At 68.9% G+C, this 13,003-nt stretch carries 10 protein-coding genes; 8 read left to right on the top strand and 2 right to left on the bottom strand.

Translation table 11 applies throughout. The features are described 5' to 3' along the window. Nucleotides 1–159 precede the first annotated feature (159 nt). The gene (locus ACJH6I_RS21860) at nucleotides 160–1,782 is read left to right on the top strand and encodes a GMC oxidoreductase (protein WP_346414353.1); all 1,623 of its coding nucleotides are present in this window, start codon (nucleotides 160–162) and stop codon (nucleotides 1,780–1,782) included. Nucleotides 1,783–1,813: 31 nt separating this feature from the next. On the opposite strand, the gene pepN is transcribed toward ACJH6I_RS21860, so the two are convergent. After that, nucleotides 1,814–4,414, bottom strand: a complete 2,601-nt coding sequence (gene pepN / locus ACJH6I_RS21855; RefSeq protein ID WP_346414354.1) for an aminopeptidase N — start codon at nucleotides 4,412–4,414, stop codon at nucleotides 1,814–1,816. A 102-nt stretch (nucleotides 4,415–4,516) separates the two neighbouring features. On the opposite strand from pepN, the gene ACJH6I_RS21850 reads away from it, so the two are divergent. The 4 genes from ACJH6I_RS21850 (at nucleotide 4,517) to ACJH6I_RS21835 (ending at nucleotide 8,920) form a co-directional block, all read left to right on the top strand. Beyond that, nucleotides 4,517–5,155 carry a DsbA family protein gene (locus ACJH6I_RS21850; protein ID WP_212812339.1) on the top strand — a complete coding sequence of 213 codons (639 nt, stop codon included), beginning with the start codon at nucleotides 4,517–4,519 and terminating at the stop codon, nucleotides 5,153–5,155. A 194-nt stretch (nucleotides 5,156–5,349) separates the two neighbouring features. Then, nucleotides 5,350–7,536 carry an LpqN/LpqT family lipoprotein gene (locus ACJH6I_RS21845; RefSeq protein ID WP_406776063.1) on the top strand — a complete coding sequence of 729 codons (2,187 nt, stop codon included), beginning with the start codon at nucleotides 5,350–5,352 and terminating at the stop codon, nucleotides 7,534–7,536. 92 nt (nucleotides 7,537–7,628) lie between these two features. Then, entirely contained in the window at nucleotides 7,629–8,108 is a 480-nt protein-coding gene (locus ACJH6I_RS21840; protein WP_036420840.1) for a ribose-5-phosphate isomerase, read from the top strand. A gap of 17 nt (nucleotides 8,109–8,125) precedes the next feature. Then, nucleotides 8,126–8,920 (top strand): Fpg/Nei family DNA glycosylase, encoded by a 795-nt coding sequence (locus ACJH6I_RS21835; protein WP_406784482.1) that lies wholly within the window; start codon nucleotides 8,126–8,128, stop codon nucleotides 8,918–8,920. Nucleotides 8,921–8,923: 3 nt separating this feature from the next. Here the strand turns inward: ACJH6I_RS21835 and ACJH6I_RS21830 are convergent, their stop codons facing one another. Next, the gene (locus ACJH6I_RS21830; protein WP_318985553.1) at nucleotides 8,924–9,778 is read right to left on the bottom strand and encodes a DUF1542 domain-containing protein; all 855 of its coding nucleotides are present in this window, start codon (nucleotides 9,776–9,778) and stop codon (nucleotides 8,924–8,926) included. Between the two features lie 72 nt (nucleotides 9,779–9,850). Here ACJH6I_RS21830 and ACJH6I_RS21825 point away from each other — a divergent pair, with 72 nt between their 5' ends. The 3 genes from ACJH6I_RS21825 to ACJH6I_RS21815 are packed head-to-tail and all read left to right on the top strand — an operon-like array spanning nucleotide 9,851 to nucleotide 12,880. After that, the gene (locus ACJH6I_RS21825) at nucleotides 9,851–10,699 is read left to right on the top strand and encodes a phosphoribosyltransferase family protein (protein WP_406784481.1); all 849 of its coding nucleotides are present in this window, start codon (nucleotides 9,851–9,853) and stop codon (nucleotides 10,697–10,699) included. An 11-nt stretch (nucleotides 10,700–10,710) separates the two neighbouring features. After that, entirely contained in the window at nucleotides 10,711–12,249 is a 1,539-nt protein-coding gene (locus tag ACJH6I_RS21820; protein ID WP_318985551.1) for a nicotinate phosphoribosyltransferase, read from the top strand. Next, nucleotides 12,242–12,880, top strand: a complete 639-nt coding sequence (locus tag ACJH6I_RS21815) for an NUDIX domain-containing protein (protein ID WP_318985550.1) — start codon at nucleotides 12,242–12,244, stop codon at nucleotides 12,878–12,880. Before ACJH6I_RS21820 ends, ACJH6I_RS21815 begins: the two co-directional genes overlap by 8 nt. Nucleotides 12,881–13,003: the final 123 nt, after the last annotated feature.

Below are 13,003 nucleotides of genomic sequence, written 5' to 3'. Positions count from 1 at the left end.
CGCGCCATCGTGTAATTTTTGAGATGAATCCGTTATTCGGAGGCCGGCAGGCGACTGGCTTCGGGTTAGCTGGCGGTCAGGCGGAAGGACGATCTTGGCAGTGATGCACGGCCGGCATCGACACATCCGGTGCTGGGGCGCGGCCGCGGCAGGTCGCCGATGAGCCCCATCAGCCGGCGCCAGTTCCTCGGCGGTGCGGCGGTGGTGGGCGTCGCCGGGGCGGCGGGAATCGGGGCCCTCGTCGAACGATCACGCGACCGTACGGAGTCCCGCAAGCATTTTTCGGCCATCGTCATCGGCAGCGGCTACGGCGGGGGAGTCTCCGCGCTGCGCCTGGGACAGGCCGGTATCGAGACACTGGTCATCGAACAGGGCCGGCTCTGGGACAAGCCCGACGACGACGGCAAGCGCTTCTCCAAGATGCTGCCCGCCGACACCCGCGCCGGCTGGTTCACGAAGATTCCGCCGAGCCTGGTCACCTCCTTCGGTGGCTTCACCGTCGAGCAGGTGGCCGAGCACGCGCCGTCGCCGCAGCCGATCCAGGCCGGCATCTGTCAGAAGGTGACGCACGGTGCCCACGACGTCTTCCGGGGCCTGGCCGTCGGTGGTGGCTCGATGGTCAACGCGGGCATCGCCGCCATCCCGACGCCGCGCCAGATCGACAAGGCGTTCCCCGACATCGGCGCCGACGAGTTCCTGCGCACCTATGTCGAACGCGCCAAGACGTCGCTGAAGATCAGTTACCGCGACATGGCCTGGTTCGAGCAGACCCCGTGCTTCCAGTACGCCCGCGCGGGCCGCAAGTACGCGGCGGCGGCCGGCTACAAGGTCGACTACAACGGCAGCTCGTACTCGTTCGACTACCTGGTCAAAGAGGCGGCCGGCCAGGTGCCGCAATCGTCGCTGGCGTTCGAGCAGCAGTTCGGCAACAACTACGGCCGGTTCGGCAGCGTCGACCAGACCTACCTTGCCGACGCGCTCAAGACCGGCCACGTCACGCTGCGCCCGCTGACCGAGGTCATCTCGATCCGTCAGGAGCGTTCGGGTGAGTTCGTGGTGTCCACCCGCGAGATCGACCGCTGGGGCAAGGAGCTGTCGAAGGCCGAATTCGGTTGTGACCAGCTGTATCTGGCGGCCGGTGTGCTCGGCACCACCAAGCTGCTGCTGAAGGCGCGCGAGACCGGGGACCTGGCCCACCTCAATGATCAGATCGGTAAGGGCTACGGCAACAACGGTGACGTGATGGTCGGGCACAACCTGGCCAAGAGCGATCCGGCCGGCACCACCCAGTCCCTGATGGGCATGATCAACATCGACGGCCGCGACGACCCGGACAATCCGGTGTACGCCAGCATGTTCTCCATGCCGCTGCCGGTGGAGACCTACCTGCTCGGGTACTACGTCATGGTCGACACCGGGGACCGGGCCGACATCACCTACGACCGCCAGTCCGACACCGCGACGATCCAGTGGACCGATGCCTTCGCGGCGAACAACGAGGCCAGGGCGAAGCAGGTCTTCGACAAGATCCTGAAGGCCAACAAGGTCGACTACCGCAACGACCTGTTCAGCGGAAAAGTGTTTGCGCCCAACACCGTTCACCCACTGGGTGGATGCGTCCGGGGCAAGGCCACAGACGCGTTCGGGCGGGTGAACGGCCACCGCAACCTGTTCGTCAACGATGCGTCGCTGATGCCCGGGCACCTCGGCTGCAACCCGTACATGACCATCACCGCGCTCGCTGAGCGCAACATCGAGGGCATCCTGCAGGGCCGCACCTAGCCGGTGGCCAGGTGCGGCCCATGCAGTCGCGTCAGCTCACGTCGAAGGCACGGGCGCGCAGCGAACGCTCCACTCCCGCACGGCCTTCCAGCACCAGGCGGCGCAGGGCCGGCGGAATCTCCGGATCGGACAGGTACCGGTCGGCGGCGTCGAGGCCGGCCTGGCTGATGTCCCACGACGGGTACAGGCCGATGACCACGGTCTGGGCCACCTCACTCGAGCGCCGCTCCCACACCCCGGAGATCGCCGCGAAGTAGCGGTCCCGGAACGGGTCCAGCAGCTCGGTCTGGCCCGGCTGGACCAGACCGCCGACGATGGCGCGCGTGGTGATGTTCGCCAGGGTGTCGTCCTCGATGACCTGTTGCCACGCAGCCTCTTTCACCGCGGCCTGCGGGCGCGCGGCGGCGGCGGCAGCGGCACTGCGCCGGCCGGCGGCCGTCGGATCCTGCTCGGCCTCGGCGTCGATGAACGGCGTCTGCGTGCCGTCCGCGTCGATGACGCCGGCACGCGCGAGCGCCGTCACGATGCGCCAGCGCAGATCGGTGTCGATCACCAGCCCCGTCATGTTGACCGCGGCGGGCTCGTTGTCCAACAGCGTCGACAGCACCGCGATGTGGTTCGGCGCCAGCACCGACGTGCACAGCGCGTTGATGTACGCCAGCTGGTGGTCCGATCCCGGCGACGAATCCCGCGCCAGGTCCAGCAGGGCATCACCGAAAGCGGGCCAACCGATTTCGGCCGCCCACGCCGGATCGGCGTAGGAGGTCAGCGCCGTCTGCGCCTGCAGCACCAGCCGCTGAGCGACGCCCACCTCGGACTCGGCGTGCAGCCCGCTCATCACGAGGGCGACGAACTCGCGGGCCTTCATCTCGGCCTCGCGCGTCATCTCCCACGCCGCCGACCATGCCAGGGTCCGGGGGAGCGGGTCGTCGATGTCGGCGATCCGGCTCAGCACCGTCTGCAACGACGCGGGATCGAGCCGCATCGAGCAGTAGGTCAGGTCGTCGTCGTTGACCAGGACCAGCTTGCCGCGCGAAACCCCCACCAGGGCAGGAACATCCGTCACCGGGCCCTCGACGTCGAGCTCCTCGCGGTGCACCCGGACCAGCTTGCCGGAGCCGTCGTCGTCGTAGATGCCCACCGCGAGCCGGTGCACGCGCGTCTCGCCGGCACCGGGCGCCGCGCCGCTCTGGGTGATGGCGAACCGCGTGAACGCCCCGGCGCCGTCGACGTCGAAATCGGCCCGCAGCGTGTTCAGGCCCGTGGTCTTGAGCCACTGCTGGCCCCAGTCCGACAGGTCCCGGCCCGACGACTTCTCCAGCGCGCCGAGCAGATCGGCGAATGTGGCGTTGTCGTACGCGTGGTCGTGGAAGTAGTCGCGCAGGCCCGACAGGAACGGCTCCAGCCCGACATAGGCAACCAGCTGCTTGAGCACGCTGGCGCCCTTGGCGTAGGTGATGCCGTCGAAGTTCACCTCGACCGCGGCCAGGTCGGGGATGTCCGCGGCCACCGGGTGGGTCGACGGCAGTTGGTCCTGCCGGTAGGCCCAGGACTTCTCCACATTCGCGAAGGTGGTCCAGGCCTGCTTGTACTCGGTGGCCTCGGCCTGGCACAGCACCGAGGCGAAGGTGGCGAAGGACTCGTTGAGCCACAGGTCATCCCACCACCGCATGGTGACCAGGTCGCCGAACCACATGTGGGCCATCTCGTGCAGCACGGTCTCGGCACGCCGCTCGTACGAGTAGCGCGTGACCTTGGACCGGAAGACGTAGTCCTCGAGGAACGTCACGGCGCCGGCGTTCTCCATGGCGCCCGCGTTGAACTCCGGCACGAACAGCTGGTCGTACTTGCCGAACGCGTACGGCGTCCCGAAGTTGTTGTGGTAGAAGGAGAATCCCTGCTTGGTCTCGGTGAACAGCCGCTCGGCGTCCATGAACTCGGCGAGCGAGGCGCGGCAGAAGATGCCCAGCGGAATGTCCCCGTGTTCGTCGCTGTAGACGTCGTCCCACCGGGCGTACGGGCCGGCGATGAGGGCCGCCAGGTACGTGCTCATCTTCGGGGTGGTGGCGAATCGATGGACCGTCCCCGTATCTGATGTCGCCGCCGGGGCGGCTCCGGCCGACGTGCCGGCCCCGTTGGAGATCACCTGCCAGTGCGCCGGCGCGGTCACCGACACGTCGAAGGTGGCCTTGAGGTCCGGCTGGTCGAAGCAGGCGAACATCCGCTTGGCGTCAGCGGTTTCGAACTGCGAGTAGAGGTAGACCTCACCGTCGACCGGGTCGACGAAGCGGTGCAGTCCCTCACCGGTGTTGGAGTAACGGCAGTCCGCGTCGACCACGACGACGTTCTGCTCGGCGAGCCCGGCCAGCGGCACGCCCGTCGATTCGTCGTAGGCGGACACGTCGATGGGTTGCCCGTTGAGGGTCGCGCTGCGGATGGAGTCGGCCGCGATGTCGATGACGGTGTTGGCGCCGGGAAGGGCGCTGAACGTCACCGTGGTGACGGAGCGGAACGTGCGCTCGCTCGGTGCGCCGGCTCCGTCGGTGAGGTCGAGATCGATGCGGTAGTTGTCAACGGTCACCAGCGCGGCGCGCTCGGCGGCCTGGTCGCGGGTCAGGTTCGGAAGTGCCACGTCACCAACTTAGGGGACAACCGGTTGCCGTGACCGGGAACATAGGGACGCCGGGCATAGTTGTTGGCAACGAGATCTGTACCGACTCAGTAAGGACGAGCAATGGCCGACGCCACCGCCACGAAAGACCCAGCCGTCAAGAAAGATGTCGCGGGGTTCTGGTTCGACCCGCTGTGCCCGTGGGCCTGGATCACCTCCCGCTGGATTCTCGAGGTCCAAAAGGTCCGCGACATCGACATCGAGTTCCACGTCATGAGCCTGGCGGTGCTGAACGAGGGCCGCGACCTGCCCGAGCAGTACCAGGAAATGATGAAGAAGGCCTGGGGTCCGGTCCGCGTCGCCATCGCGGCGGAGGAAGCCGTCGGTTCCGAGGTGCTGGCGCCGCTGTACACCGCGATGGGCACCCGGATTCACAACCAGGGCAACAAGGATTTCGACGTGGTCATCGCCGAGTCGCTCGAAGAACTCGGCCTGCCCGCCGAGCTCGCGGAGGCAGCCACCAGCGACAAGTACGACGAGGCGCTGCGCAAGAGCCACCACGCCGGCATGGATGCCGTCGGCCCCGATGTCGGCACCCCGACCATCCACGTCAACGGCGTCGCTTTCTTCGGTCCGGTGCTGTCGCGCATCCCGCGGGGCGAAGAGGCCGGCAAGCTGTGGGACGCGTCCGTGATTTTCGCCGCCTACCCGCACTTCTGGGAGCTCAAGCGCTCCCGCAACGAGGCGCCCGAATTCGACTGACCGCAATCACCCGCTAGTCACGCTCACCAGGGTCGGCCCGGGTAATCTCGTCGGCGTTCCGCAAGGAACGTCTGGACGCGGTTACCGTGGCCAGACACATCCGAAACATGAGCCACAACGATGCAACTGGTGGGGAGCGACGTGCCGACGGACAGTTTCGTCCTTCGACGTGCGGGTTTGAGTAGGATGCGCTGATGTCGCTGGAGACGGGCGCAACCTTCGCCGGGTACACCGTGCGCCGGTTGCTGGGCTCAGGGGGAATGGGCGATGTGTACCTCGTCCAGCACCCCCGGCTGCCCCGCCTCGACGCCATGAAGGTGCTCCGGGAAACCGCCTCCACCAACGACGAATTCCGCATCCGCTTCGAGCGCGAAGCGAACATCGCCGCGGGTCTGTGGCACCCGCACATCGTCGGCCTGCACGACCGCGGCGAGTTCGAGAGCCGGCTGTGGATCACCATGGACTACGTCGACGGCACCGATGCCGCCCAGCTGGTCAAGTACGAGTACCCGAACGGCCTGCCGCTGGAGCTCGTCGTCGACATCGTCAAGGCCATGAGCTCGGCCCTGGACTACGCGCACCAGCGCGGCCTGCTGCACCGCGACATCAAGCCGGCCAACATCCTGCTCAGCAACATCGACACCGACGAGCGGCGAATCCTGCTGAGCGACTTCGGCATCGCCCGCCAGATCGGTGAGGTGACGGGCCTGACGTCGGCCAACCTGGCGATCGGCACCGTCTCCTACTCGGCGCCCGAGCAACTGATGGGCGGCGAGATCGACGGCCGCGCCGACCAGTACGCGCTGGCCGCGACCGCCTACCGGTTGCTCACCGGACAGACGCCGTACCAGGACACCAACCAGATCGCGGTCATCAGCCAGCACCTCAGCGCGCCACCGCCCAAGGCAAGTGACCTCAAGCCGTGGCTCGAACCGCTGAACGAGGTGCTGATCAAGGCCATGGGCAAGTCGCCCGAGGACCGCTTCGACTCCTGCACCAAGTTCGCGCGAGCCTTCGAGCGGCAGGCCGAACTGGTCACCGAGTCACCCACGCTGAACCTGCGCACCGCGGAACTGAAGCTGCCGACCGTCACTCCCGTGGTGACCCCGGAACCGGCCGCCGAGCCGCCGTCCGCCCCCGAGGTGACGCCGCCGCCGGTCGCCCCGCCGCCGGTGGTGTCGGCCGAACCCGTGCCCGAGCCGGAACCGGCGCCTGGCCCCGAGCCGGAACCCGAACCGGTCGCGCCAGAGCCCGTCGCGCCGCCGCCGGCTCCGGAACCGCCCGTGCCGCCCGTGCCACCGGTGTCGCCACCGTCGGTCGACCCGGTCTCGGAGCCGACGCCGCCGCCGGTGCCGCAGCGCGGCCCTGTCGGGCCGCCGCCCGACCCGAAACCGTTTCGGCCGGAACCTGATTCGTCGCCGTCGGCCCCGCCGTACCGGCAGCCGGTGCCTGGGCCACCGCCCATACCGCCGCAGCGGCCCGTCCGGCCGACGCACGAGACGGTGTCGCCGACGGTGGTCCTGCCGGTCATCCCCGCAGACCCGGCGGCGCACGCCGCACCCGGAGTCGGCCGTCCCACCGCACCGCCCCCGCCGTCGTACTCGCAACTCGCGGCCGACATCGGCAAGACGCCACCGGGCCGTGGCCAGTCCTCGGGTGGCAAGACCAAGATCTGGGTGATCGGTGGCGCCATCGCCGCCGTGATCGTGGTGCTGATCGGTGTCGTGCTGCTGAATTCCGGTGACGATTCGAGTGGGCCCTCGGACGCCTCGGGAACCAGCACCCAGAGTTCCGGGGCGAACACGCCATCGTCGTCGCACAAGCCCGCACCGCCGGTGCTCGTGGGTACGCCCGGTAACTACCAGACCATCGCGACCTACCTGAAGAGCAACAACATTCAGGAATCGCTGGTGCACCGCAACGAACCCGGCGCACCGGTGGTGACCATGCCCATGCCGCCGGGCTGGGCTGACGCCGGACCGCAGACGCCGGCCTTCGCCTACCAGTCGATCGTCTACAACGGCCCGAGTGCCGGCAACTACCGGCCCAGCGCCACGGCGTTGATCTCGCGCCTCGGCCCGAACGCCGATGCGCAGAAGATCCTCGACTTCGCGCCGGGTGAACTGAACAACCTGCCGGGATTCACCCCGACCGACACCGGCACGCCCGGGACCGTCGACGGCCACAAGTCGTTCCAGATCGCCGGTTCCTGGAACTCCAACGGGGTGACCAAGCTCATCACCCAGAACACCGTCGTCATCCAGGACGGCACCGGGCTCTACGTCATGCAGATCAACATCGACGGCGTCGCCGATCAGGCCGAGATCATCAAGCAGATCACCGAGGCCATCGACCGCGACACCAAGATCGCCGCGGGCTGAGCCGGCGAGTGTGTGGGGCCGGCTGAGCCGGCGAGTGGGCCGGCCGAGCCACTGATTCTGTCCCGGGCCGCTGTTCTGCCAGAATGTGCGCCATGCGCGTATATCTCGGAGCCGACCACGCCGGATACGAACTCAAGCAGGCCCTGCTCGACCATCTGACCGCGGCCGGCCACCAGGCCGTCGACTGCGGTGCCTTCGCCTACGACGCGGAGGACGACTACCCGGCATTCTGCATCGACGCCGCCAAGCGCACCGTCGAGGACCCGGGCAGCCTGGGCATCGTCATCGGCGGCTCGGGCAACGGCGAGCAGATCGCGGCCAACAAGGTGCCGGGCGTGCGCTGTGCGCTGGCGTGGAGTGTCGAGACCGCGCAGCTGGCTCGCGAGCACAACAACGCGCAGGTGATGGGCATCGGTGGCCGCATGCACAGCACCGAAGAGGCCTTCGCCATCGTCGATGCCTTCCTGGCCGCCGAGTGGTCGCAGGCCGAGCGGCACCAGCGCCGCATCGACATCCTGGCCGAGTACGAGAAGACGCACGTGGCCCCCGAGGTTCCGGGCGCTCCCGCCTGATTCCCGAGGCCTGACTCGTGCCGGAGGGGCATACCCTCCACCGGCTGGCCCGCCTGCACCAGCAGCGTTTCGGGCGGGCGCCGGTGGTCGTCAGCAGTCCGCAGGGCCGGTTCGCCGATGCCGCGGCCGCCGTCAGCGGCCGGGTGCTGCGTAAGGCGGACGCCTGGGGCAAGCATCTGTTCCACCACTACGACGGTGGTGCGGTGGTGCACGTCCACCTCGGGCTGTACGGCACGTTCACCGAGCAGCCACTGCCGATGACGGCGCCCGTCGGGCAGGTGCGCATGCGTATGGTCGGGGCCGAATTCGGGACCGACCTGCGCGGCCCGACGGTGTGTGAGCTGATCGACGAGGGCGGCGTCGACGATGTCGTGGCCCGGCTCGGTGCCGATCCGCTGCGTCGCGACGCCGACCCGGGATTGGCCTGGGCGCGAATCAGCAAGTCCCGCAGGTCAATCGGATCGATGCTGATGGACCAGACGGTGATCGCCGGTGTCGGCAACGTCTACCGCAGCGAGGTGCTGTACCGGCACCGGATCGACCCGCACCGTCCGGGCACCCAGTTGACCGAGGCCGAATTCGCCGAGCTGTGGACCGATCTGGTCGCGCTCATGAAGGTCGGGGTGCGGCGCGGCAAGATCGTCGTCGTGCGCCCGGAAGACGACCACGGCGCGCCGTCCTATGCCGCCGACCGGCCGCGCACGTACGTCTACCGACGGGCGGGGGAGGCGTGCCGCGTGTGCGGCGCCACCGTCCGCACCGAGGTCATGGAGGGGCGAAACCTGTTCTGGTGCCCCAACTGTCAGGTGTGACGGCTAGTCGCCGCCACCGCCGCAGCCGCCACCGCAACCACCGCCACAGCTGCTGCCGCCGCCACCGCAGCTGCTACCCGAGTCGCTGCTCCCGGAGTCCCAGCTACCGCTGCCGGCATCCCAGCCGCCGTTGTTGTCGTTCCAGCTGACGTCCTGGCCCTGGCCGGAGTCCGCGAACTGGCTCTGATCGAGGCCCTGCTGGTAGCCCTGGTCGAATCCCGAGCCGTATCCGGACTCGAAACCCGATGCGCCGTAACTGACTCCGTGCATGCCGTCGAACAGTGCGTCGAACAACAGCACCGAACCCACACCCCACGCCCCGGCGACCAGCGCCGGCTTCCACCACGGCTCGGAGTACCAGCCCTCGGGAACCGGGCGCCCGGCGACCCGGCCGCCGGGGTAGTAATTCGGTGTGGCGGCCGTCGGGCCCGGTGAGGCCTGAATCTGCCTGCCGTCGAACTGGATTCGGCGGTCCTCGGTGACCGAACCCGCGCCGCGCTGGCCGGCCAGCTCCTGCAGCGGGGGACCGGGGTCGATGCCCATGGCGGTCCGGGCGGCCCGTACGTAGTACAGCCCTTCCATCGCGCTCTGTTTCGCAAAGGCCGCCTGCTGGGCGGTGGTGGCCTGTTCGATCTGCGACGCGGCGGCGTTGTAGCGCTCGGACGCGTCGGCCAGGGCCTGGCGTGAGGCGTCATCGGTGCCGGTCAGGTTGAACACCTGGCCGCCGAGCATCTCGATGACGCGCCGGGCGTCGGCTTTCGCGTTGGCCAGCGCGGCAGCCTTGTTGGCCTTGTTCTGCCTGCTGAACAGGAAGAACCCAATGGCCGCGATGACGATCAGGATGAGCACGAACTCCATGGAGGCAGCTTACCGATGACCACCGTCACATAGATATGGACATCTATGTCCATATCTATTACGGTCGTCGTCATGAACCTGACATTCCACGTCTTCGACACCGAACGCGGTGTGCTGGCGACCGCACCCGGAATCGTCACCAGCTATCCCGGTGGCGACACCGCGGTCCGTGAACTGGAACCGCTCGGCCCGGGCCTGCGCCCCGTCGCCTGGAACCATTGCGGTGCAATCGATTACGCCGCGGTCGGGCAGTGGTCGGCCTTCCACCGCAACCGGTCGGCCGATGCTCCGGTGCTCGTGGCGCCGTACCTGCCGTCGGCCCGCGGTGATCACGACCCGACCGACGACGCCCGCGTCGCCGCCCGGCTCACCGCCGCGACAGGCGTGGCGCACATCGTGACGGTGGACCCGCACTCACCGGTCTGGGCCGACGAGGCCCGGCGCGGGGGAGCGGCCGTCACCGTCATCGAGGCCGTGGACCTGGTGGGCTGCGCCGCGCACCACCCGGGTTGGGCGGGCGTCGTCGCACCCGACAAGGGGGCCCGCGACCGCGCCGGCCGGGTGGCGTCCCGATTGGGCGTGCCGCTGTATGTCGCTGGGAAGCAACGCAATCCGGCCGACGGCAAGTTGTCGGGGTTCGTCGCTCCCGAAGGTCTGCCGGACCGCGGCCGACTGCTGGTGATCGACGACATCTGCGACGGCGGCGGCACCTTCGCCGGGCTGGCCGATGCCATCCGGACAAGCCGGCCCGAGCTGGCCCTGCATCTGTGGGTCAGTCACGGCTGCTTCACCGGCCGCTGGCGCGAGAACCTCGCCGGCTACGCCTCCGTCACCAGCACCGACTCCCGCGCCACGCCCGACGGTGTGCAAGTCCAGCCGCTGGAACCGTTCATCGTCCGCGCACTGACCACCTTGACCTGAGGACTTTCCCAATGACCATCGAAGCAACCACCACGTACCGGCCGGAAACCATTGCGGCCCTGGACGTCCTGATGGACACCGACGCCTACAAGCTGGACCACCGGCGCCAGTACCCGGCCGGCACCGAGTACGTCTACTCCAACCTGACGGCCCGCGGCAGCCGCATCCCCGGCGTGAGCTGGACGGCGTTCTTCGGCCTGCAGGCGTACCTGCGCGACCTGAATCAGCGGTGGAACGCATTCTTCGCCGCCGACATCGACGAGGTGTGCCGAGCCTACGTGGAGCGGGTCACCCAGGTGTTGGGGCCCAACGACGTTGGCGCCGAACACATCCGGCAGCTGCACGCGTACGGCAGACTGCCGCTGCGGGTGCGCGCGCTGCCGGAGGGCACCATCGTCCCGGTCGGTGTCCCGTACCTGACCGTCGAGAACACCGCGCCCGAATTCTTCTGGCTGACCAACTACATCGAGACCGAGATGTCGGCCGCGCTGTGGCAGCCCATCACGTCGGCGACCACCGCGTGGCGCAACCGGACACTGCTGGACGCCCGCGCGCGCGACACCGGCGCCGACCCGGCCGCCGTCGACTGGCAGGGGCACGACTTCTCCTTCCGGGGCATGGCCGGCAGCGCGGCCGCCGCCGCCTCGGGTGCCGCGCACCTGTTGGCGTTCACCGGCACCGACTGCCTGCCCGCACTGGGCTGGATCGACCGGAACTACCCGGGCTCGCCCGAGGGCACCGTGATCGGCGGCAGCGTGCCGGCCACCGAGCACAGCGTCATGTGCGCGGGCGCCCGGGACGACGAAGTCGCCACGTTCGCGCGGCTGCTGGACCTGTATCCGACCGGCATCGTGTCGATCGTCAGCGACACCTGGGACCTGTGGCACGTCTGCACCGGAATCCTGCCCACGCTGAAAGACACGATCATCGCGCGCGACGGCAAGGTGGTGATCCGCCCGGACAGCGGTGACCCCGAACGCATCCTGTGCGGCGACCCGCAGGCCCCGGCCGGCAGCCCTGCCAACAAGGGCGTGGTGAACCTGCTGTGGGAGGTGTTCGGCGGCACCGTCAACGCGGCCGGCTACCGGGAACTGGATCCGCACATCGGCGTCATCTACGGCGACTCGATCACCCACGACCGGGCCGACGCCATCACCGCCAACCTGGCGGCCCAGGGCTACGTGTCCACCACGCCGGTACTCGGATTCGGTTCGTACACATACCAATACGTCACGCGGGACACGTTCTCCATCGCGATGAAGGCCACCTGGGTGCAGATCGACGGTCGCGGCCGGGACATCGCCAAGGCGCCGGTCACCGACCCGGGCAAGCGCAGCGCACGGGGCCGGTTGGCCGTGATCCGCGACGAGCGGGGGCGCCTGACGTTGGTGCAGGGCGCGGCCGGTCTCGTCGAGACGACGGACGCCATGCGGACGGTGTTCGAGGACGGCGTCGTCGTCAACCCGGTGACCTTCGCGGAGGTGCGCGCTACCGTGCGACGTGAGTGGGCGGCATACGCCGCCGGCGAGGAGGACGCCCGTCATGGCTGAGTCGCCGGCCACCTGGCTGAGCGTCGACGTTTTCGCGGTGAGCCCCGGCGACGAGCCGGGGCTCATCCTCGCGCGTCGGCAGCGTCAACCTCATCAGGGTGACTGGGCGCTGCCCGGTGTGGTGCTCGATGCGGCCAACGGCGAGACGGTCGCGGCGGCGGCGCACCGCGCGCTGCGGGACCGGGCCGGCGCCGAGCCGATCGAGGGACCGCCGACGGTGGCCCTCGTCGTGTCCGACCCGCAGCGCGACGAGCGTGGCCACACCGTGTCACTGGTGAACGTGATGCGCGCGCAACCCGGCGGCGACGACGTTCTCGTGGTGCGCACCGGCGAACCCGTGCCGCCGCTGCCCTTCGGGCACAACGCGATGATCAGGGACACCGCGGCGACGGTGTCGCAGCGACTGTTGTCGGACCCCGCGACCGTCGCGGCGATGTTCGGCGCCGGCTGCACGGCCGGTGAGGTCTGCGAGCTGACCGAGCTGCTGTTCCACCTGTCCGGCGGCACGGGAGCCGAGCCGATTCCGTTGGCGGCGATGCGGCGCCGGCTGGAACGGGCGCCGCTGTTCACCCCGGACGGCAGCCGGCCCGCGCACACCCGGCCGGTGACGGTGTACCGGGTCGCCGGATAAACGTCTACTGCGTAAACGCTGGCAAATTGCTGGGGCATATGGGTCGGCGCGGTGCGAGGCGCGCACGTTACGTTCCTGTGAACACGCCACCGACCTGGGAAAATGGCTTCACTATGAGTCGCG

The sequence above is a fragment of the Mycobacterium sp. SMC-13 genome (genome assembly GCF_045311035.1).
Taxonomy (GTDB): Bacteria; Actinomycetota; Actinomycetes; order Mycobacteriales; family Mycobacteriaceae; genus Mycobacterium.
Note: the sequence above shows the minus strand (reverse complement) of the source record. Positions and strands in the feature narration are given on the sequence as shown.

Coding starts and splice junctions, on each gene's coding strand:
- ACJH6I_RS21850 (WP_212812339.1), top strand. CDS start 4,517: ATGGCCGACGCCACCGCCACGAAAGACCCAGCCGTCAAGAAAGATGTC.
- ACJH6I_RS21815 (WP_318985550.1), top strand. CDS start 12,242: ATGGCTGAGTCGCCGGCCACCTGGCTGAGCGTCGACGTTTTCGCGGTG.
- ACJH6I_RS21845 (WP_406776063.1), top strand. CDS start 5,350: ATGTCGCTGGAGACGGGCGCAACCTTCGCCGGGTACACCGTGCGCCGG.
- ACJH6I_RS21820 (WP_318985551.1), top strand. CDS start 10,711: ATGACCATCGAAGCAACCACCACGTACCGGCCGGAAACCATTGCGGCC.
- ACJH6I_RS21860 (WP_346414353.1), top strand. CDS start 160: ATGAGCCCCATCAGCCGGCGCCAGTTCCTCGGCGGTGCGGCGGTGGTG.
- ACJH6I_RS21830 (WP_318985553.1), bottom strand. CDS start 9,778: ATGGAGTTCGTGCTCATCCTGATCGTCATCGCGGCCATTGGGTTCTTC.
- ACJH6I_RS21825 (WP_406784481.1), top strand. CDS start 9,851: ATGAACCTGACATTCCACGTCTTCGACACCGAACGCGGTGTGCTGGCG.
- ACJH6I_RS21840 (WP_036420840.1), top strand. CDS start 7,629: ATGCGCGTATATCTCGGAGCCGACCACGCCGGATACGAACTCAAGCAG.